Below are 22,057 nucleotides of genomic sequence, written 5' to 3'. Positions count from 1 at the left end.
TTTGATTTTAAAATTAAAAATTCGGATGTGAGCTACAGATCGACGCTCCACTTGCTATCGTATTTGACCTTGGCAGTCTTCGAGAACTTGAGACAGAGCGGACACGGCCCCGCTTTGCCCTGCAGGCGCCCGCGGCCATTGAAGCGGAACTCACCGCCATCCTTCACGCCCACCAGGCTGACATCTCCCCGAATCGAGACCGCACAGAGTGCTTCACCACTCGCTCCGACTAGCATACGTCCGCCAAAGACCGGCCCATCGACGAAGTAAAAGACGCCCGCTCCGATGCCTGCCGACACGCGGAACATACAACTGGCCGGAATACCCAAAGCAGCCTCACTGATCGGAATCCATGCCTCCCCATAGGCATACGCGCCGAGGAATACGCCATCGCCGAGCACCTCACCTGCGAGCGGGTCAATCAATAAGATGGGGTCCGCGCTACAAGACTTCCCGAGGAAGATCCCTCCGGAGGCTTCGTAGCTACTGATGATCATGCCGGCCCCTGCAGCGATGTAATTTTCATGCAGGCCAAAGGCGACCGCTGCTTTAAGATCGAATATAGTAAAGGCCTCAAAGCCAAGCTCGCCGCCGGTCATTTGAAAAGACCCAGCGAGCCCCGCGGGATAGACTGGCAGATCCGCTCCAGCAGCGTAGATCATACTAAATTTGGCCCCCACATCGGCCCGCATGCCTGGCGAAATCCATTCCAGTGGAATATCCAAAGCTCCCATCGAGACTTCGGTCAACTTATCTCCAGAATCGCCGCCACAACTGCCGGGCGCATCGCTATCGAGCTGTAAATACTCCATATATCCACGGAACTGCAAGGGCTCCGGCACTTGCCACTCAAAGCTACCGTCCAAGCGCAAACGTGTGAGTGCGTCGCCACGGAAGTGAGCCACCCCATCGATTTGCCCCGAGCCCACGGTATCGCTCAAATCGCTCAGCATTGGATTTATTTCCTTCTCCAACTCGACGACTGTCTCCGAGATTAACTCGCGGATGATCACATTCACCTCGGCAAATACATTGTCGATGGTGTTTTCGACCGTGCCATTGAGATCGTATAGATACTGCTTCAGCGTATACTGAATCTTTTTCACGAAGGGCGCTGCACCGACCTCATCGACTAGCTTTTGCCGCAATAGAGCTGTCACCTCTTCGCGAGGATACTCCTCGAAGGGGTTCGGGATCTGCTCCAGTTGCTCTGTCGGGTAGAGGCGCGCATACTCTGCTTCCAACTCATCGAGGAATTCGTCTGCCGTCGCGCGAACTTCCATCGCCACTCCCTTGATTTCCATTTCGGCTTCATCCAGAATCGCGGTCAACGCATCGTGAATCTCCCCCGCCTCTGCGAGTTTCCCTCGTATCATGGTGACTTCTTCACGCAGGTCATTCACGATTTTTTCGATTTCAGCCAAGGTCGGTTCGGCTTCGGCTAGAAGCTCGTCCAATTGTTGTTGGATCGCGGTCTCGCCTTCGGTCAATTGCTCGGCAATCGCCGCTCCGAGTGGGTCTTCGACCAGTTCACCGATCAGGGCGGTCACAATATTGACCACCACATCGCGCTTCCCGTCACCGTTCTTACTTAAGATGCCCGGCACGATACGCTCGATATCAACATCCGGCAGGTCGATCTCGATACCGTTCTGTGTCACATACAGCTGCCCCGTAATGGCAACCAGTGTCTGCTCCAATTTGGCCAGCCGCTTATCGATTTCCTGCACAATACCAAAGGGAGCGTCCAATTTTCCACGAAGTAAATCTAACTGCGCGAATAATATGCAACTATCTGGATTGTCGGGATCATAGACATACTGATCCAGTAAGGGGTCGGCGTAAGTCGTCCGATAATCACTAAACAGATCTGGCCCATCATTCTGCGCAATCGCTAGAGCCGCTTCAAATTCGGCCCCCAATTCATCATACAACGGATCCAGCACTAGATCATCGATCCGATCAAACAACTCCGCATAAAAGGCATCGATGCGATCGTTTAACATCTCAGCCACGCCATCGATGCCACCTGCGATCGAGTTCACGATCTCCTCCTGCGCGCCTTTGATGAAGGCTTGGCCCGCACCGAGTTGATCCTCGGCCACAGAGAACAGCATGTTCGATAGATTCAACTGCGGCAGCCCGTCATATTGCACACCAAAGGATACCTCGATGTGCTCCGCACTTAAGTAGTCCACCGAGTGCTCGATATTGAGCACCATCAAATTGTCATTCTGCGCGCTATACGAGCGGTAGTAACGCGAGGAAGTGTTCCACTTCAAGGGGTATTCAAAATCCAATACGCCAAAGAAGCTCTGCAAGGCCATCGGTGTGTAGGCACTCGGATCGGCTGAAGAAGGACGGCGGTAGTCATCGTAACTGCTCAAGTCCGCAGCGGAAGCAGTCGGCCAGCCGATGTTGCCACCGTCAAACTCAGCATGCGTAAAATAGGAGGCTCCCGCCTCTGTCCACCCCTGGGTGGGCCAGCCTCCCACCACATCGTATTGCACGCTGCTATCCGCATCTGCGCTGGTCATGACTTGCACCAAGACATCGACAAAGAAAGGCACATCTTGAGTCGCCGCAAAAGTCGCAAAGCCCCGCTCGGCCGGACCTTCGGCGTGATCATTAAAATAAAGCGCGCTCACCGGTGTCATGGTGTAGCTCGCCTCACCGCTCGGCCCATCCAGTTCCAATTGAGCGGGCAACAAGAAGCGCGAGTCCACTGGATAGCCGTCCGCCGCAGCGGCGATTTCGCCATCCGGGAAGAAACCCATCTCGCCAAATAATACAGCATCCACATGGGCAACCTCGGTCGTCAGCCCCATCGCAAGAATCGGATCACCGGTGCGCAGGCAAACATCATCCCCCACTGGTGCTAAAAAGCGCATGGTTTTCGGCTCAAAGGCACCGTTCCAATACTCCAGTGTTTTCTCACCAAGATCTCTGGGGTCCAACTCGGCCTCCTCTAGTTCCCCCACACAGGATAATGAAAGCTCTAAGAACGATTGGCTGAAATTCGCAGGTTCCGGCACCGACAAGCTGCCATTGGTCTGGCTCTCGTGGTTTTCACTATCCAGAAAAGACAACCCGTAGTTATCGAGTTTAAATGGATAGCCATAAATCGTGAGACTAGAATCAAAGCTATCATCTTGCGCTTCATGCACCCCACTCACCCCTGCAGGACGCACATAATATTTGGCATTTACATCAGGGGTAAAAGCAAAATCAGGGATCGACGCATCCGGCCGGCCAATACGGCTGTAGCCCTCCAAATCAGAAAAATCTGAAACACGGAAATTCAGGCCGGGATAATCCCCCACACCTAGCAAATACTCATTCGTGCCGAAACGCTCATGCTGCATTAGGTCACGGTCATAACCCGCCAACAAAAGCACGCTGGGGCTATGATCAAAATCGTATTTCGAAGTCGCCGGAGACGAATTCCACACATCAGACAGGCCCATAAGCGCGTGTCCAGCGACCAAGAACTGAGCACGATTAAAATCACCGGTACGATGCGCATAGAGTTCCTCGCCGTTCGCCTTCGTTTCCAAATAGCCCCAATCCAAGCCTTCTTTGAGTAAGTCCCCGGAGCCTGACAAGCCGCCATCGGGGGTGAAGGATAATTGATTGCTATCTGCAGTCCAAGTTAACAATTCCATCGGCGGCTGGCCCAAGCCACAAAACGCATCCGGGCAACTCTGATGGTAGTCCATACGCACGGCTTGCACCCCTCGCAGCAGACTCTGGGAGGGATCGATCAAACTATCGACTTGGAAAATATCGCCCGTGCCCGTCCAACGTAAGAGCCCCGACATGGGAAAGTGCGGCGAAAACTCCCCCGCACTCAGACTCAGCTGACTACTCACCAAGGCCAATCCGTTGAAATCAGCGCGAATCTGCACCTTCCCCACCACTGAAGTCGCATAACGATAATACTGCTCATTGGATGGCTTGACCGCCATAGAGACCGCTTCCAAATCTCCCGAGTGCGCTTCCAATGCGTCCAAGGCATCCGCTTGATTGTAGACCACATCCACCGGGTTCACACTAATTTCTCCCAAAGCCGGGTCGAAGGAGATTTGATCAAATTCGATCCCATACGGCCGCCCCTCTTGGTGTAACCAGGTTCGGCCACTGGGCGTAGCCTGAAATGACTCCATGGGATTAAATAAATTATCCAGCGCCACCGGCCCAGGCATGGGGATCAAATCCAACAAGCGCTTTTGATTGAGCAAGATATCATCTTTAGTATAGCCCAGCCCTGTCGGCAAAAATAACGTGATCGCCGTAGTCGGCGAACCATCCAACTGCTCACCGGAAACCGGCCCCGAAGGCGTCAATTTTAGACTCTGATAGCCAAACTTAATATCGCCCGCTGCTTTAATCACATCGTCAAATTCGGCATCTGCAACAGTGCCCAGCGCCACCTCTCCCACTTGCACCGAGGCACGCCCATCCGACATCAAACGGACCTCGCTCAGCTGTTCATCGTTGCCGAACTGGTGGATGTCCCAAGAGCTGACACTGCCCGAGTTATTAGTCACTTGCAGCCAAGTATTGACGTAATTGAGCCCACCAACGGAAGCGGTGGGCGTATTCGACACCTCCGTAAAGGTGGTCGCCAGACCATTAAATTCCAGATCGCCACTAAAATGCAGCAAACGATGCGACATACTCTGCTTCTGCCCCGCAATCACAGGATCTTCACCCGCCTCTTCAATATGCGCCGCAGTCACCCGCACGTAAAAATGATCGTTCACAGAATCCAGCTGCTCCAGCGGTTCGATATCAATCGTGAAGGCATGGTTTTGCACAGTGCTGGGATAAAGCAGTCCACTGCCATAATGAATATAATAGCGAGCCAGAGAAACTGTCTGACGACTCTCATTAGATGCCGTCGCCACCACCTCATCGGTCACTCCATTGACGAGCTCATAACTCAACACAAACTCAACATCATCTGAGCCATTCGATGCAGAATAGCCATCGTAGCGATAGATATTTCCGATGACATCCACTTGAAAAGTCTGCTGCGTCTCGCTGGTGCGGATCGCGAATAGACGCTGCCATTCAACCTCATCATAGTCGAACAAGACATTTAAAGCCGCATCCGAGCTCTGCGTATTCACGAAATGAAAAAACTGCGAAGACGAACTGTTCATGGGCGAGTTCACAGCCTGTAAGCGCGGAAACGCCCCAGTGCCCATTCGATACAACTGTGCTCGAATATAATAACGCTTATTCACATCCAACTGCGCTTCCGGCTCGATGCTATAACTAAAGGTCACCGGCGTCACCGTAGCCGTCGTGCGTTCGCCGATCGACTCATCCTGAGACTGGAGCACGGCCCCCTCGTCGTCCAGCAACTGCAAACGCATTGTAAACACATTGGTGCCCAAGACCAAACCACTCTGACGGCTAAAAGAAACGTCCACCTCGACCTCGATCGTATCGTCAGATGAACGCGATGCGTAGAGCACAGTGTCCGCACTCAACTCCACCCGTTCGATGGTCCCAGAGGTATAAGTGTTTTGGATCTGCCCGAATAACCCCGGTGCAGATATGGAAAAAAGAAGGTATAGAAAAGAGAGGAGACGTAGTCGGCACATAACTAAATCGTTCATAGCAAATAACTAGGAACGCCGAGACGGCCTAGCTGGTCTAAGAGTAAGGAGTCTTATTCATTTAATAAATAAAACTTATTTACCCCACCTAGCCGAAACACCTCATACGAGTCCAGCACAAACGGCCCCCAAATATAGTATTTAGCCAAAAAGTAACAGAGTCAGCGATTAACCCAGTTCCCGTTCGAGCGACTGAAGCCTGCGAGACGTCCCCCAGCTCAAACTCAGCAACGCCGCCCTCGATACCTTAGAAAAATACATAAACTTCTTCGCAGAAGACTTTTCCAAACAGATCGCCAAGCACTTCGGCTACACCCGCGTCACCCCAAAAACCGCCCAAGTCTGCGAAGCCAGCATCCAGCACTTGATCGCAGAGCAAGTCATCCTGCTAGAAGACGGCAGCTACAAGATCGCGAACTGATGGAGTATATCGGCACGATTCAATCCCCCGCCACCCTAACGTTGACAGATCAGCCAGCAACACCAGTGTTTTAGGCAAAAAGAAACCCCGGCCCTAGCACCGTCGCAAAGGACGGGAGAAGAAGATCCAGGGTGAACAGTGATAAAGCTACTCCCAATCCCCTAAAAATCAAGAGTGGATCAATCCAACCATGTAATTTTCACAAACTTCCAACTTCGACCTTCAAACTTCTTCGGTGAAGCCGAAGGAAGCTCGCCTAGCTCTCAAAAACACTCGACCGTTACACTCAGACGAGACAAGCTGGCCTCAAACCATGGATCGAACAACTCAATCGTTAAATTTACATCCACACTTAATTGCTATTCAACAACCAATTGCAAAGATAACGATATGACCTTTTCCCCAGCTCTCTAAAGAGAGCAAAACTCTAATATTACAAATGCAATTCGACATTTCAGATCTCAACATTCCACTCGCGATAAGCCGAGTAAAACGCGATATGCGGGATGATTGGTTCGCAGATCCACTGCAATATAAAGACATACTCACCGCTGCCGCGGTAACGGACTGGTTTGATGGTGAGGTCGAAATTCAACCTACCGAATCACTCAACATACCAAAAACTGGATTTGTGATTCGCTCTGCCCGTGAGATGTTCATCCACGAGAGAGTTCTGTATCAGGCTCTAGTTGACAAATTGATCGAAGCTTATGATCCACTGCTCCGTCCAAGTGCCGTCTACAGCCATCGTCTCCGATCAGGTCAGAAAAGCTTTATTTTTCAAAACACCATTGATGCTTGGAAAGCGTTTAACGATGATGCCGATGCCCTGATGGACGACGACGATAAAGTGATCGTAGTGACGGACATTCAGAACTACTACCAGTGCATTCATTTTGATCGTCTGTGTGAACAGCTGCTGAACGAAGAACCGAACTCTGACGGATCATTTCAGAACACGATCTTGAGGCTACGCCAGTTATTGTCAGGCTGGAACCCTGATGGAGTTGGTCTTCCCCAAAATCGCGACCCTTCATCATTCTTGGGGAATATCTTTCTAAGGGGAGTTGATGAACACATGATTCTCGCGGGATATAATTATACCCGCTACATGGACGACATTCGGATTGTTTGCGGAAATGTCTTCGAAGCCCGAAAGGCACTTCAAGAGTTAATCATCAAACTACGTGACTATGACTTAGGAGTAAATGGAAAGAAGACAAAGATCATTCAACGAACCCAAGACGAGTATCGAGACGAAATCCCGCGCACAAATGAAGAACTAGATGTAATAAATTCGCTACTTGCACAGAGGAACGTGCGCTCGGTCCGTAGAGCAAGAGAGATGCTTGATGCTTTGGCAGATCGTCTTCTCGAGAGCGATGACACACATGGAAAAGAGTTCAAGTTCTGTATCAACCGTATCGAACGCTTAGCGAGGTGCGAAGATATTAACTATGATCCGACTCGATTCGTGGATGCGGCAATTGAACTACTGGTCGATCAGCCTTGGTCGACAGAGATGCTAGTCCGTCTTCTTCGCAGCTCTAACCTTTCGGCTCAACAGGAGGAAAGGGTTGTAGACCTCGCTCTTTGTGAAGAGCGGAACATCTACGAATGGCAATCCTACATGCTTTGGCAGCTCATCGCGATCAAGAACCCAGCTCATAGAAGTGACGAAATCAGACGGACAGCAAGAGATGGCGTGTCTGGTAATAGAACAGTTCCGTTTAAAGCTGGTTCTGCCCTCTATATTGGAGCTTGCGGAAATTCCCATGATAAGCGGCACCTTCTTCAACGCTCTTCCGAAACTCGCTCAAACATGCTCTTAAGATCTGTTGCGATTGCCACCCAACGAACCAATGCCACAACCGATCGTGCCCGGAGAGAAAGTGTTGTACCAAGCCATTATCTGGAGAGCACGGACGACTACCTCGAGTCAATCGGCACCCCTCAGTTTTTCGCGCCACTCCCGCAGATCAAAGCATCTCAAATATATGATGATCTCCCTTGTTTCTACTTCTAGTGAATAGCCAGTTGCCTAAAGACTTCGTGGTCTACTTGTATGACCCAACTGATCCAAACGGTAAGCTTCGTCTTTTCCTGCTAAGGGAAACTGATGAATTCTCAGAGATTGAATTAGGGCATTTGCTGAAGTATTCGAGCAGGTCTGTGACTTACGAGATCTCAGCTCTAGTTGATGGAGGGGCAGCTCCCTGGCTGAATGGCAACGCTGAGGTAATTGACATTGACATGGCGCTTACGCTCGTTGCCGAACAACCGAGAATAGAAGCAAGAGGGACAAAGTCGTTTTCATTCTTAGAGCACTTGCGCAATAGTTTAGATGTTCGAGTTAAGCCTTTTGTGGCTTATTGCTTTAATGGTGATAGGTCTCACAATGACGCGACAATCGTTGCCTCCACAAAGCAAGTGGCCTTGGTCCTTCGAGAAGTCGCCAATAACGTTTTCAAACAACTAAGAAAAACCGATGGAATCACACGTCTGACTGAAGTTGAAGTCCCTGTGTCACATGTATTACATCGACGCCAGACACTTGGCCTCCGCGTAGATACTGAAAAAGTCGAAAAGATGATCTCAGAACTTGGAACAGCTACAGCAAAGGCCCGGTTAGAACTCAGAAAGAATTTTTCGATTTTAGATCCGTCTGATCGAGGTCAAGTTGCGACAGCAATCCAACATGATGCTCACTTACGTGAGGTCATCGACACCGAAGAATCAGACTGGAGAATGGAATCTGTTCTAAAGCTATACTCACAAGTATCTCCGCTCGCGGCGACTTTGCGCAAGTTTCGCGATGCCCAGAAGTCGAAAACTATCCTACAGAGATTTGGTGTTTCAAAACGTGGGCGAATTCATCCAGACTATCGCGTCCTGGGCACCGTCACTGGAAGAACTTTGGTTCGAAACCCTTCTCTCCAGAACATTTCACGAAGTTACCGAGACGTTCTAATAGCAGACAAAGGGAAGTCCCTTCTCTATCCTGACTTCAAGCAATGTGAGCCTGGTATTCTAGCTCACGACTCCCAAGACCAGAATCTAATTTCTGACTACAATGCAGGTGACCTCTATGTGGCGCTTTCAGAGACTCTCTTCGGTGATCACGATCATCGTGGGCCTTCAAAAATGCTATTTTTGTTCGTCTGTTACGGAATGGCACCGGACAGAGTGGCTAAAATGGGCAGTTCGATTACTGGCCTCTCAGAGAGCAAAGTAGAGACAGCAATTTCCGCATTTTTCAGTCGCTACTCTGGAATTGAATCTTGGCGCCAAAATCTCGCGGCAATGATCGCGACCAAAAGTAGAGTCGGAACTCCTTGCGGAAACTACCGATCGTTTCCTAACGTCGCAAGCAACACAGCAGCCCTTCGTGGTGCGCAGAGCCAGAGGATTCAAGGAACCGCTGCCCTAATTCTAAAGCAGATCATCATAGAAATCGAAGAACGACTCGCGGATGTAGAGATCCTACTTCCGATGCATGATGCTCTCCTAGTTCAAGTCCCAACGAAGAAAATCAACAGCCTCAGATTCGAGATCGATGCAATTTTTTGTGAAGTTTATAGGAGATACTGCCCAACAATTTATCCTAAAGTAACATTCGAAGATTTTCACCAAATCAAAAATCAATAAGAAATTGAGATGACACAACACCTAAAACTTTCACTATGGGATGCGTTCGCGTTTTTCCTATCTGGATGGACAGTCTGCGTGAGCGTATACATCCACGTTGCTCTGCTCTATCCTAACGCAAATGAAAACCTAAGTAAGCTACCACCCGCCACTTTGGGCTTTGCAGCATTCCTAGTTCCTTTGATCGTGGGCCTCCTTTTCGAACCGATCGGAAACAAGCTTGGAGATCTAGTGTTATGGATTGGAGGGCGACTCAGGTCCCTTGGCGGAAAGATGTGCAAATACATCAAGCCGACAACACGAAACTGCTTGTTAGTCGAGCAAGCTAAAAACAGCATTCCCTCCCAACTCTCCGAAGCTGTAAATCCCTATCATTGGGCAAAGGACTACCTTTCCCAAGAGAAAATCGAAACACCCTATATGGCATTTATGTCAAAGTTCGGGTTCTACCGCAACGTGGGTGCATTACTATTAATCAATGCAATCCTAATTCCCTGTCTTCACGGGCTTGGAACAGCCGAAAAGATCCTGTCCTTAAGTATGCTACCCTTATCTGTTCTCTACTTCGTCAGAAGTCAGAGATTCTACAGAAACATTGGCGATTCCACATTTAGAAACTATGCAATTCTTCTGGACAGGAAGAAGAGGGAGGATATCTCAAAAAAATAGAGCAGGGTCAAAAATAGAGCAGGGTCAGTCCAATTTATCTTGTTTTACTAAAACCCTCCACTCTTTCGTGGGTTTTCCCTTACGCCCGCGACTGACCAAACTCTGCGCATAAGAAGACGCTCCCATGTGAAGGTGTTCCACTATCCAGCGGTATGGAGTCAAATGCTGTTCTCGCAAATAGCGGGCAATGTCAACTTTCCAGCCCGCCCCCTTCCGGCTAGAGGACAATTCGGAGACGTCACGCCCGAGTGCAGACAGAGCCTGCGCCAGGGCACGCTCCCAGCTAGGTTCCCGCATCTCCGAAGGAATACAGTCAGTGCTCTTCGATCTCGGGAAATAAAAATTGAAGTTTTGGCTAAGTTGAACATTTTAACTCTATGCCTATCATTTTTGAGCAAGACGGCTTTAAATTCTTCTTTTACAGCAATGACCATGAACCGATCCATGGGCCAACAAAAGGGTCGGGCCAACAAAAGGGCCAACAAAAGGGCCAACAAAAGGGTCAGTCCAATTTATCTTGTTTTTCTAAAACTCTCCACTCTTTCGTGGGTTTTCCCTTACGCCCGCGACTGACCAAACTCTGCGCATAAGAAGGCGCTCCCATGTGAAGGTGTTCCACTACCCAGCGGTATGGAGTCAAATGTCGTTCTCGCAAATGACGGGCAATGTCAACTTTCCAGCCCTCCCCCTTCCGGCTAGAGGGCAATTCGGAGTCGTCATGACCGAGCGCAGACAGAGCCTGCGCCAGTGCACGCTCCCAACGAGGTTCCCGCATTTCCGAAGCCTCACTCTCCACTACCCGTTGCATTTGCTCGTCTTTTAAGTCATCCAAAACCGACTTCTTAAAGTCAGTGGTCCCCTTCACCCACCCACGGGTCATTTTATCGAATCCCAGTCGCTTTTTCTCCGCGTCAGTCTCCGAGAGCCAAGCGAGGTAGTCGCGATATTTACGCCGCCCAGTCCGCGTGTCGGCAAGGCCGCCCGCCAACTCTAAGCCCACTTCAAGGTGTTCAAACTCTCGACGCCGGCTAGGATACCAAAGACGCGCAAAACTGCTCTCTGCGTATTGTTGCAACTCGCCCGCCTCCACCAGACCTGCGCGAACAGGATTTAGATGAATATAGTGACATACAGGTCCCAGCGCATCCCCGTCCAAGAGAATCGCGTTATAGCGTCCCTGGAAAACATGACCGTTGCTATGACGGAAACGGTTGAAGCGGTTAGCGAAGGTCGATTGCAACCAGCGCATCCCTTCCACCAGATTCGGTTCCGGTGTCTCAATACACAAATGATAATGATTACCCATCAAGCACCAAGCATACAAACGCCACCCCATCGAGGCACAGGCCTCATCCAGGCACTCATGAAAACTGCGACGCGCTCCTTCAGTCTCAAAGATCCACGAACGATAGTTCCCACGGTTGATCACATGGTAACGCGCCCCTGCGTATTCGATCCTACTCTTCCTAGCCATTGACTGAGATCTAAATAAAGTTACGGAGTTGTTTCAACTGAACAAACATGAAAAATTGGACTGACCCTTTTTGAAATCGCTGAACTCACAAAGGCCTCTGACGATCTACTCCGACATATTGGATCTGACTTACACCTGAATCTACCGCTAAAAGCTGCAGCAGAATCAGGTCGTGAGGCGCTAGATGCTTTCCATATTAAAAACGTTTTTGGTAGCGATTAATCCGCACTCAGCAGCTAGGTTCGGCACAAGGACCTAGGTTACGGATAGCACAAGGACATAGGTTACACTAAAGTGTCCGGATGCCATGGAAGGAAACCGAACCTATGACCGAACGCGAACGCTTCGTAATGCTCGCCCAAACTGGGCGTTTCACAATCACTGACTTATGCACCGACTTCGGCATCAGCCGCAAGACAGGGCATAAGTATCTGCGTCGCTATGAGACTGATGGCAGGGCAGGTTTGGCTGATCACAGTCGCCGGCCCAAGGCCTGCTCATTTACAACCGAGGAAGCTGTGACGAAGTTGATTGTAATGGAGCGGCGCAAACATCCGAGGTGGGGAGCGAAGAAGATTCACGATCTGCTTCTGAAGGTTCATGGGGTAGAAAATCGTCCGCATATCAATACGATCAACAACGTGCTGAACCGCCACGGATTGACAAAGAAACGTAAGCGTAAGCCTGGCGTGCATCGCGTGCGTCCTGAGCACTTAACCGAGTCGACACGTCCGAACGAGGTGTGGACATTTGACTTCAAGGGCTGGTTTACGATGGGCGATGGCGTGCGTTGCGATCCGTTGACGGTGTGTGATCGTTACAGTCGTTATATCGTTGGTTGCAAAGGCCAATTCAACCAGCAGTTCAATACGACGCTTAGGAGCTGTAAGAAGCTGATGCGCTACCATGGATTACCAGAGATCATCCGAGTGGACAACGGAACTCCTTTTGCTTCAGTTGCCCTGGGAGGGCTTTCACTGTTGAGCGTGTGGTGGATCGAGCAAGGTATTAGGGGGGCAAAATGAGGTCATGTCAGAATGTTTATAATAGCTACTTTTCACGTTTAAAATGTGCCATTTGGCGTCAAATTCAAGATGCTCAAGATATTAGAATGCGTGGACTGCCCCAGTCTCGACTCCTCTTTGAGGCTCAGAATGCCATCCACCGAGCAAAAAGCAAGCTCCTCGGTTCCATCGAAGAACGCCTCGGCTCCAAAAGATGACATGGGAGGAGTTGCCAGTGGTGATTAATCACTAAACTGACACTTCAGCCATGTCATCTTTTTGCCCTTCAATAAAAAAAACAATAAAAAATCTACCACAGCCTTGACCGACCAGTCGGTTTATGTTTATTGCATAATCGTGAGCAAATCAAAAAACAGCCTATCCAAGCGCGACGAAATCATCGAAGTGGCCTCCAAGCTCTTCTATGAACAAGGCTACCATTGTACCGGCGTCCAACAGATCATTCAGGAAGCGGGTGCGGCCAAAGGCACATTTTATTCTCACTTCAAATCCAAGGAAGAACTGGGCATCGCATGGCTGAAAGCACGTCACGCTACTTGGAACCACTGGCTCCTCCAGTTCATCAACCCAAAGAAAACTCCTAAATCCAAAATAGTCGGCATCTTCGATTTCCTCGGCCAGTGGATGCAGGATGCCAACTTCCGTGGCTGCGCCTTTCTCAACACCATGTGCGAGACCCCCGACTGCGAAAATGCGCTGCGTCTTGAAATTTCTAATCATAAGCGGGAATTATTTGAACTCTTTCGTGCTCTTACCGCCGAACACCACGCTACGAAGACTAAGATCGAACAGGAACAAATCGCCACCACCCTATTCATTCTCTTCGAAGGCACCCTCATCCAACTACAGAACTTCCAAGACCTTTCGTTTCTCCAAGTCGCCAAGAAACAAGTCACGGCACTTCTGTAATTTCAGCCAAATTAATTTTTCAAACTTTTCCTATAACCACAACCAGACCGACCGGTCGGTTATACTAAAGGAACAAAGCATCTCTCTTTTTTCACATAAGCTGACCGACCAGTCGGTTTGTAATCATAAAAACACACAACTAAAAAACACAATGAGCCGTATCCACACACTCGAATCCGAAAACGCATCTCCGGAAGTCGCCGCACTCTACGATGCCGTCAAACAAAAGCTGGGCCTGGTCCCAAACATGGTCAAAGCCCTCGGCAACAGCCAGGCGGCCCTCGAAGGCTATCTGGGCCTAAGCGGAGCGGTCTCGGGCGACAGTCTGAGCCCTCAAACACGGGAGAAGATCGCGCTCCTCTCCGCTCAACTAAACGACTGCGACTACTGTCTTCGCGCCCATACCGCCATCGGCGGCCTTATGAAGATTCCGTCCGACGAGCTGAAAGCCGCGCGCCATGCAGAGTCTACAGATCTCAAGGAGCAAGCCATCCTCACCCTGACCAAAGCAATTATTGAGACTAAGGGCCAAGTGCCTGAGTCGACACAAATTGCCGTCAAGTCCGCCGGAGTCACCGAAGCCGAAGCCGCCGAGGTCGTCGCGAACGTAGCCGTCAATCTCTACACGAACTACTTCAACCGCTACGCACAAACAGAATGCGAATTCCCGGAAGTGGAAGCCGCCCAGTGCAGCTGCTGCTAAGGCGACTCGCAAGCGTTCCCAAATCCAATCCTGCGATGGGGGCCCACAGCCTCCATCGCTCACCCTCCAGCAATGATGCATACAGAACAACGTCCCCCGCTTCCACCCTTCACCGAGGCCAGCGCGCGCCTAAAGGTACAACTCGCCGAAGACGCCTGGAACTCCCAAGACCCCGAACGGGTGGCTCAGGCCTACACCGAAGATTCCGAATGGCGCAACCGTGCCGATTTCATTAATGGCCGCGCCGAGATCGTCGACTTCCTCCGCCGCAAGTGGGCCAAAGAGCATGAGTACAAACTAAAGAAGACGCTCTGGGCCTTCAGCGACAACCGCATCGCGGTGCGCTTCGAATACGAATGGCGCGACGACTCCCGCCAATGGTTTCGCGCCCACGGAAATGAAAATTGGGAGTTCGACGCCAACGGCCTCATGGCCCGCCGCTTCGCATCCATCAACGACCAAGCCATCGACGCATCCGAGCGCCGACTCTGAGAACAAACACATCCACCACCCATCGCAGCATGAACACATCCATCACCACCGATCTAACACAACAGGCGCCACGCAGCCCACGCGTACGTCTGGGCGGATTCGCCCACCTTCCACGACTCATCGACAAGGCCCGCGCCACTGCAAACGACCGCGCCGGCGTCTACATCTATGGTCGCGAAAGCCTCCTCGACCTCCAGTTCTTCAAGTTCACCGGCATCACTCCAGACGAGCTCCTGGCCAAAGTCAGCGAAGGGCTGGGCGATTTCGAGATCCTTGAATGGATCCACACGCAGACGCCCTACCAGCTCCTGCCTCATCAAATCGATTCCTGGAGCACATGGATCGAAAAGCTCCCCGGCCTAAACCCTCAAGTTCGTGCCTGGATCGCAGAGTTTTCCCTCGCCCAGTCTCCTCCGCGGACAGACGTCGGCACGCTCTTCGAATACCTCGACCTCGACGACTATGTCCGCTTCGGCGGCCAAGCCTAATCCCTCTCCTCCAATAAAAAAACAAACCAAAAAAAGAAACTACCATGAAAATCAACTGGATCAAAGCCGGCATCGCCGGCGTCATCGGAACACTGCTCTTCGATATCGTAGGGCTTCTCTTCACCGGAACCTGGTGGGACATCCCCGGAGTCCTCGCTCAAGCAGTGGGGCTCCCCTTCCCCATCGCATTGCTCATGCACTATGGCAACGGCATCGCGCTCGCGGCAATCTACGCGGCCCTCGCGCCTTCACTCTTCGGACCGGGATGGTTTCGCGCACTACTCTTTACGACTCTGGAGACCGTCATGCTGGTTTGGTTTCTCCTCTTTCCTTTGCTCGGTCTTGGTATCGCAGGGACAGCAGGCGGACTGATCTTCCCGGTTCTTTCGATGACACGTCACTGGGCCTATGCACTACCACTCGCCTACTACTTCCCCAATCTAAATGCAGGGAAAGACGAGTCTGACATCCACCTCGCTCATTCGTCTCTGACCTAAGCGCACATCACCAACCGCACCGATACGACAATGATTGGTCCGCAAACTTCCCAAATCACCATGAAGCCGCAAACACTCACTTACGCACATGATGGGCAAGTTCTTGCCGATCATTTCGAACAAATCGTATCCGACTATCAACCGTCGCTCTACCGCTTCGCCTACAGCCTGGCGAAGAGCACGCACGAAGCCGACGACATCGTCCAACAAACCTTCTACATCTACGCAAGCAAAGGCAGTAGCTTACGCGATCCAAGCAAAATAAAATCCTGGCTCTTCACTACGCTCTACCGCGAGTTCCTGCGTCGTAAACGCGACCGGAACCGCCTCGAAAGCCGTGATCCGGAAATTCTCGAGGCGATCGCAGGATCCACTGAAACGGACGTACACCGTCGCCTCGACGCACAACTCGCGGTCGAAGCCTTACAGGAAGTCGATCCCACCTACCGAGCGCCACTCGCGCTCTTCTATCTGAACGACCTCTCTTACCAGGAGATCGCGAACTCACTGAGCATTCCAATCGGCACCGTCATGTCACGACTCTCACGCGGCAAATCACGACTGCGCGAAGTATTCCAGCAGAAGACCTCAAGCGCAGCGTGTTTTAGCCACAGCAGTTAAACGCCCTTTAAACCCTTCTCGGTACGATCTGCCGCGAAACAATAACCATAAATAAGTAGTACAAAATAAAAACAGAAATGAAAAGCATCAGACACATCATCAACATCAGTATCCTCATCTTCGCCAGCGCACTGACCGCGTCAGCGATCGACGCAGACCAGTATGACCTCCCCGCAGTGGGTGGATACGACCTCGTCAGCTACCATCAGGAATCAGGCCCCATCCGCGGCACTGGTTTTCAAGCCGCGCAACACGAAGGGGTCACTTATCTCTTCGCGAACGAGGCCAACAAAGCCGCCTTCGAGGCCAACCCGGAGAAATATCTCCCTGCCTATAACGGCTACTGCGCCTACGGACTCGCGCTGGGTAAGAAGTTCAACAGCAACCCGACGGTCTATGAGTTCATCGACGGCACGCCCTACCTCAAACTCGACAGCGACATTCAGAAAGAATGGGCCAAAGACATCCAAGGCAACATCCGAAAGGCAGACAAAAACTGGAAATCGATTCACTAATCGACAAACCGCAACTCAATTCAATCCAATAGAGAAAAAAATATCACAATGAAACCATACATCCCACACAGACTCGCGATTCTTGGCTTACTCCTGTTCGGCTCATCAGTACTTTCAGCGAACACTGCTGGCACGATCAATCGTGCTCGAAGTGACACCAGTCACACGCAATGCCACACATGGGAAAAGCTCCAGCATCGCCCCGCCAAGAACCTCACGAAGAAGCGAACCCCCTTCTCGATTAACCACGCCCGAAGCGCTTCAACTGCACAATCTCGCGAATATACAAAGAAGGTGCCCACGCACGTGATCAGTAGTTCGCAACAACGCACGCCTAGCCAGCTCAACAGACTGCGCCACAACAGAAGCTAACCCAGGAATGGACATTCAAGATGAAAAACATCCATCACATACAATCCGCAGCCGAGCTCGAGACGCTCATCAACCACTCGACCCAACTGGTTGTCGTCGATTACTGGGCTCCCTGGTGCGGCCCCTGCAAGGCACTGAATCCCATCCTTGAATCCGCCGCCGATGAGCTCGGCGACGAGGCCATCATCGCCAAAGTCAACATCGACGAACACCCGCAACTCGCCCGCAAGAACGACGTCGGCTCGATCCCGACACTCTTCTACTTCAACAAGGGTAGAATCCGCCACCGATCGACTGGACTCACCGACCGCTCGGGCATCGTCACCCGCGTGCGCAGCTATGCCACGGCCAGCGAACCGCAAGCCGTCTAATCGCACTACTCCTGGAACAAACGACACACACGAAACGTCGCCCGCCAACAATGCGGGCGGCGTTCACCTGAACCACCATGGACCAAAACTTCACCCGCTACGCATTCACTGACTCCGTCAAGGCGGTCCAATCCGCACAAGGGTCCCGCAAAGCTTACGCTCGCGCCGAGTGCAGCGGCGACCGCTATCGACTCAGTGCCGACGAGATCCATTTCGTAGAAAAGCGAGACAGCTTCTACCTAAGCTCTGTCGGAGAAAACGGCTGGCCTTATGTACAATTCCGAGGCGGCCCTCCGGGATTCCTCAAAGTCATTAATCCGGAAACGCTCGCCATGCCCGACTTCAGCGGCAACCGCCAATACATCAGCACTGGCAATATTAATGCCATCGGCAAAGTGATGCTCTTCCTCATCGACTACCCCACCCGCCAGCGACTCAAGATCTGGGCGACCGCCGATGTGCTACAGCTCGAGCACTACCCCGAACTCGAAGCACATCTCAAACTCCCCAAATACCGCGCACGCGTCGAACGCCTACTGCGCTTCCGCATCCAGGCATTCGACTGGAACTGCCAACAACACATCACCCCTCGCTTCACGATCGAAGAAATCAATGCACTCGATCTCTAAGACTGGCACGCCCGCCGGTGAATAATTTCACCCACAACATAAATACAAGGGAGTGGATCCCTCGATCACCGAAGCCCTACGCAATCAAACTCCATTGGAGAACGACAAGCTGCAAGCACTCCACGAAACGACACTCGCGATCGTTCGTAATCGTGGACATCTGAGCGAAGACGAAGCGCGCGCGTTCTTTGACGCCGGCTACGGCCCGCGCCAGCTCCTGGAAATCGTCCTCGGTCTCTCACAGAAGGTGATCAGCAACTATGTCAATCACTTGGCCGAAACACCCATCGATGCCCCCTTCCAACGCTTCGCTTGGGAACCATCGGCTTAATTACTAAAATATCAAACGGCCACCCGTGCCATATTTCGGGTGGCCGTTTTACCAGCTCAAGAATCCAGCTCGGTAAAAACAAAGCCGAGCGTCCAACTCTCTCCAAATCAAACGCAACAATTGCTCCATCCCAATGAAGAATCAGACAAATCTCCTAATGATCAACGGCAGCGCCCGTTCTTCACGCTCTCTTTCCAGAATGCTCACGCAAAGATTTTTAGACAGCTGGCACTCGGCTGGCCTCACCGGCGAAATCACACAACGAGATGTGGGCAAAAATCCACCTCCGTTCATCAGCGAAGAATGGATCGCGTCAGCCTTTACACCAGAGGCCGAACGAAGTAAGCAAGATCACCGAATCCTGGAATATTCGGATCAAGCTATCGCCGAGCTTTCGCAAGCGGATGTAATCGTCATCGCGACGCCGATGTATAACTATGGTCTCCCCGCTGCGGTGAAGGCATGGTTCGACCAGGTCATCCGCGTAGGCAAAACCTTTTCATTTGATCTGGCGCGCGGAGATACGCCCTTGGAACCGATCCTATCAGGCAAGCGACTCGTTACGCTCTCCGCCTCCGGTGAGTTTGGTTTTGATCCGGGAGGTGTTCGTGCCTCCATGAACCACTTGCACCCCCACATCCAAACCATGTCGAAATACCTCGGAGTGTCCCAGTCATGGAATGTATCGATCGAGTATCAGGAATTTGGCGACGAACGATTCGAAAAGTCGAAACATGAAGCCATCGAAAAAATTGAACCCGTCGTTCGTGAACTGATCCGCTCATTCGAGGAGGCATAAGCGAGTGGGAGTAAATTCCCAAGGCGGACCTGCCCGGATGCGAGCATCAAAGACGATCGAAAAAGCTCACAATCTCACCGGGAGTCCGCAAGTGGTAGACCTGCTTCCTACCCTGCATTTCTTCGACATAAGCCCGATACCTGGGTGTCAGTTTATCATGACACAAGCCGACCTCAGAACAAAAAGCACCAGTCGAGGTCGTGCGGCCGATTGCTCGACCGCACTCCTACAGACCCGTGCGAGCACGATTGATGCACACGGTTCCTCAGATCATGGTTTCGCTGGGAGCGTATTTTCGATAAGGGTGAACAATCCTGGGAAGGGTCAACGGGTAGTTGACCAACAGTTGACCGAAGGCCTTCCAGTTCATCGGCCCGTCGCGGTTTCGTCGGCCCAGCCATTTGCGCCAGAGTCGTTTCACCTGATAGTGGACTTCTCCGAGGCTCCTGGAGTTGCCGGTGATTCCGTAATAGGCGTAGTGCCCTACTAGCTTCCGGTTGATCTGCTCCTGTTGTTCTTTCAATGGCAAGTGCCGATGCTTCCAGCCCCACTCTTTGATCGCCCCGAGGGTGCGTCGCAGGCGTTTGCCGGAAGTCTTGCGCTTTACCACGCTATTGCCTTTGCGGGACTTCCCCCAGTAATGGGTGAAGCCGAGGTTCCGAGCGAAGCGACAAGACCGGGCGCGAAGCGAACCGGAACAGTCGAACGTCTCCGGTTTTTCTCCGGCGTTCGCGGGCCTGCCCGGTCTTTCGAACCTCACCAGTCGCGTCTTCTCCGGATGGATTTGCAGGCCGTATTCGGCGAAGCGTGCCGTCAATGCTGCGAGCATTGATTCGGCGTCGGCTTTGTTGGCAAACCCCATCACGAAGTCATCGGCATAGCGCACAAGATAGGACTTGCCCTTCAAGTGCGGACGGATGTCTCGGACATACCAGTCGTCGAGGACGGTGTGCAGGTATATGTTGCTGAGCAGGGGGCTGATCACGCCCCCTTGAGGACTTCCCGCCTCGGGATAATGAACGCTACCGTTCTCCCAAACGCCCGCTTTGAGCCACTTATCTATCAGGCGTGTGACCACGCCGTCTCCCACCCTGCGGCGGAGTATCTCGCGCAGGTGCCCGTGGTCTATCGTGTCAAAATACTTTCGTAGATCGACGTCCAGTACATAGGCCACCTGTTGTTCATAACACTGGCTGTAAATATATTCCAGTGCCTGGTGTGGCGATTTGCGGAGGCGGAATCCAAAAGAAAAGTCGTGAAACTCTTCTTCATAGATCGGCTCCAACAGCATCACCACGGCCCGCTGCAGTATCTTATCTTCCAGCGTCGGAATGCCGATGCCGCGTTGCTCGCCTCCGTCTTTCGGAATGTATTTCCGCTTAACCGGGGGAGCGCGGTAGCTGCCGTCCTTCGCCTTCGTCAGCAGTGCCTCCAGACGTTCCCGCCTGCCCTCTTCGTAATCGGCGTAGGTCTGGCCGTCCACCCCACTAGCGCTATTTTTGCGCACGCGCAGGCTGGCTTCCCAGAGCCAATGCAGATCAAGATTCGGATGTAGCACGGTGAGCGGTTCGTGAGGATACTTCTTCGCCGCGTTCGCTATGCTTAGTTGTTTCGTGGATACGCTTTTCATGTCTCTGTAGTACATGCGTAGTTCCCTCCTAAGCGTCCATGATCCGACCTCCGCCTTGGCTACTCCACGGGTCCTCCGGGTGAGTTCCCCGCTTTTCAAGCGCTACTATGCAGAGGCTAAGACTGCCTTCGTTCGTCTCGGTGGCTCGGTCTCCCTCGCCATACGATACCTTGGGTGACCCTGCATATTCACGCACGAATCGCGGCAAGGTCGGCGCGATCGGCAAGGACGTTGGTAAACCGGGTTCGTCCGATCCGGTAGTTGTTCCCCAAGGAAACGGTAGGCTCTCCCATCTTCCCGGCAAACCCCGATATTGCTCTGCCATGCTCTCCGACCCCGGGCGGACGTTCGCACCAGACCAATCGCCACAATGGCTTTCTTTGGGTGCGACCACATGGTCCCCGCTATTGGAAACACGAAGACTCCCCCAATCTAAGAACTTTCGAGGCTCTATCACAGGGCTTTGCAACTCGCTGTCTACGCTTCGTGCCGGCATCTCTACCGACGACGCAAGACTCGCTTCCGGTGGCTGGTCAGGCCTTCCGGGCGGGAATGAACCCGCTGGGTTTGATCTGAGAATTTCCATCACTGATTATGTTTTCATTGTTTTTTTGTTTCTGTTTCTGTTTCTGTTTCTGTTTCTGTTTCAGCAACTTCCCAACTCTCCGAGCTGTGGATGGCGCCATCCAATTGATCTTGTTTTACTAAAACCCTCCACTCTTTCGTGGGTTTTCCCTTATGCCCGCGATTGCCCTTTAAGACTTAAGCCTCGTTGCGATCTGGCCCCTTATGTGCAACATGCCTAAGAATGGCTTGGTATACACCGACACATC

General features: G+C 51.8%; 18 protein-coding genes and 1 pseudogene. 15 read left to right on the top strand and 4 right to left on the bottom strand.

Going from position 1 to position 22,057, the window contains the following annotated elements:
- Nucleotides 1-32: 32 nt before the first annotated feature.
- Nucleotides 33-5,630: a hypothetical protein gene (locus QEH52_RS16340; protein WP_308951893.1), complete on the bottom strand. Its 5,598-nt coding sequence runs from the start codon at nt 5,628-5,630 to the stop codon at nt 33-35.
- An 860-nt stretch (nt 5,631-6,490) separates the two neighbouring features.
- Between QEH52_RS16340 and QEH52_RS16335 the strand changes: the two genes are divergently transcribed.
- The 3 genes from QEH52_RS16335 to QEH52_RS16325 are packed head-to-tail and all read left to right on the top strand — an operon-like array spanning nt 6,491 to nt 10,368.
- Nucleotides 6,491-8,077, top strand: coding sequence for an RNA-directed DNA polymerase (locus tag QEH52_RS16335; RefSeq protein WP_308951892.1), 1,587 nt, complete (start codon nt 6,491-6,493; stop codon nt 8,075-8,077).
- 11 nt (nt 8,078-8,088) lie between these two features.
- Nucleotides 8,089-9,699: a DNA polymerase gene (locus QEH52_RS16330; protein ID WP_308951890.1), complete on the top strand. Its 1,611-nt coding sequence runs from the start codon at nt 8,089-8,091 to the stop codon at nt 9,697-9,699.
- Between the two features lie 9 nt (nt 9,700-9,708).
- Nucleotides 9,709-10,368 (top strand): hypothetical protein, encoded by a 660-nt coding sequence (locus tag QEH52_RS16325; protein WP_308951888.1) that lies wholly within the window; start codon nt 9,709-9,711, stop codon nt 10,366-10,368.
- Nucleotides 10,369-10,870: 502 nt separating this feature from the next.
- Here QEH52_RS16325 and QEH52_RS16320 read toward each other — a convergent pair.
- Nucleotides 10,871-11,842, bottom strand: coding sequence for a transposase (locus tag QEH52_RS16320; RefSeq protein ID WP_308951886.1), 972 nt, complete (start codon nt 11,840-11,842; stop codon nt 10,871-10,873).
- Nucleotides 11,843-12,168: 326 nt separating this feature from the next.
- On the opposite strand from QEH52_RS16320, the gene QEH52_RS16315 reads away from it, so the two are divergent.
- Complete coding sequence (locus QEH52_RS16315) at nt 12,169-12,867, top strand: helix-turn-helix domain-containing protein (protein ID WP_308951884.1); 699 nt, start codon at nt 12,169-12,171, stop codon at nt 12,865-12,867.
- Between the two features lie 38 nt (nt 12,868-12,905).
- Here QEH52_RS16315 and QEH52_RS16310 read toward each other — a convergent pair whose 3' ends face one another.
- Nucleotides 12,906-13,067, bottom strand: coding sequence for a hypothetical protein (locus QEH52_RS16310; RefSeq protein ID WP_308951883.1), 162 nt, complete (start codon nt 13,065-13,067; stop codon nt 12,906-12,908).
- Between the two features lie 136 nt (nt 13,068-13,203).
- On the opposite strand from QEH52_RS16310, the gene QEH52_RS16305 reads away from it, so the two are divergent.
- The 11 genes and pseudogenes from QEH52_RS16305 to QEH52_RS16255 all read left to right on the top strand — a co-directional run bounded on the left by QEH52_RS16305 (nt 13,204) and on the right by QEH52_RS16255 (nt 19,594).
- Nucleotides 13,204-13,776 carry a TetR/AcrR family transcriptional regulator gene (locus tag QEH52_RS16305; RefSeq protein WP_308951882.1) on the top strand — a complete coding sequence of 191 codons (573 nt, stop codon included), beginning with the start codon at nt 13,204-13,206 and terminating at the stop codon, nt 13,774-13,776.
- Between the two features lie 151 nt (nt 13,777-13,927).
- Nucleotides 13,928-14,479: a carboxymuconolactone decarboxylase family protein gene (locus QEH52_RS16300; protein WP_308951881.1), complete on the top strand. Its 552-nt coding sequence runs from the start codon at nt 13,928-13,930 to the stop codon at nt 14,477-14,479.
- Nucleotides 14,480-14,551: 72 nt separating this feature from the next.
- The gene (locus QEH52_RS16295) at nt 14,552-14,971 is read left to right on the top strand and encodes a DUF1348 family protein (protein WP_308951879.1); all 420 of its coding nucleotides are present in this window, start codon (nt 14,552-14,554) and stop codon (nt 14,969-14,971) included.
- Nucleotides 14,972-15,000: 29 nt separating this feature from the next.
- The gene (locus tag QEH52_RS16290) at nt 15,001-15,459 is read left to right on the top strand and encodes a DUF5069 domain-containing protein (RefSeq protein WP_308951878.1); all 459 of its coding nucleotides are present in this window, start codon (nt 15,001-15,003) and stop codon (nt 15,457-15,459) included.
- Nucleotides 15,460-15,503: 44 nt separating this feature from the next.
- Complete coding sequence (locus tag QEH52_RS16285; protein WP_308951876.1) at nt 15,504-15,956, top strand: hypothetical protein; 453 nt, start codon at nt 15,504-15,506, stop codon at nt 15,954-15,956.
- Nucleotides 15,957-16,016: 60 nt separating this feature from the next.
- A complete protein-coding gene (locus tag QEH52_RS16280) occupies nt 16,017-16,577 on the top strand; it encodes an RNA polymerase sigma factor (RefSeq protein WP_308951875.1) in 561 nt (186 codons plus the stop codon).
- Between the two features lie 77 nt (nt 16,578-16,654).
- Nucleotides 16,655-17,092 carry a YHS domain-containing (seleno)protein gene (locus QEH52_RS16275; protein WP_308951874.1) on the top strand — a complete coding sequence of 146 codons (438 nt, stop codon included), beginning with the start codon at nt 16,655-16,657 and terminating at the stop codon, nt 17,090-17,092.
- A gap of 392 nt (nt 17,093-17,484) precedes the next feature.
- Nucleotides 17,485-17,835: a thioredoxin gene (trxA, locus tag QEH52_RS16270; protein WP_308951872.1), complete on the top strand. Its 351-nt coding sequence runs from the start codon at nt 17,485-17,487 to the stop codon at nt 17,833-17,835.
- Between the two features lie 77 nt (nt 17,836-17,912).
- Complete coding sequence (locus QEH52_RS16265) at nt 17,913-18,464, top strand: pyridoxamine 5'-phosphate oxidase family protein (RefSeq protein ID WP_308951871.1); 552 nt, start codon at nt 17,913-17,915, stop codon at nt 18,462-18,464.
- A 52-nt stretch (nt 18,465-18,516) separates the two neighbouring features.
- A pseudogene (locus tag QEH52_RS16260) lies at nt 18,517-18,795 on the top strand (carboxymuconolactone decarboxylase family protein); the annotation flags it as partial.
- A 133-nt stretch (nt 18,796-18,928) separates the two neighbouring features.
- The gene (locus tag QEH52_RS16255) at nt 18,929-19,594 is read left to right on the top strand and encodes an FMN-dependent NADH-azoreductase (protein WP_308951869.1); all 666 of its coding nucleotides are present in this window, start codon (nt 18,929-18,931) and stop codon (nt 19,592-19,594) included.
- Nucleotides 19,595-19,859: 265 nt separating this feature from the next.
- Here the strand turns inward: QEH52_RS16255 and ltrA are convergent, their stop codons facing one another.
- Nucleotides 19,860-21,224 carry a group II intron reverse transcriptase/maturase gene (gene ltrA, locus QEH52_RS16250; RefSeq protein WP_308951868.1) on the bottom strand — a complete coding sequence of 455 codons (1,365 nt, stop codon included), beginning with the start codon at nt 21,222-21,224 and terminating at the stop codon, nt 19,860-19,862.
- Between the last annotated feature and the right edge of the window lie 833 nt (nt 21,225-22,057).

The organism is Thalassobacterium maritimum (assembly GCF_031127805.1).
Taxonomy (GTDB): Bacteria; Verrucomicrobiota; Verrucomicrobiia; order Opitutales; family Coraliomargaritaceae; genus Thalassobacterium; species Thalassobacterium maritimum.
The sequence above is the reverse complement of the archived record's forward strand: the minus strand, read 5'-3'. Positions and strand labels throughout refer to the sequence as shown.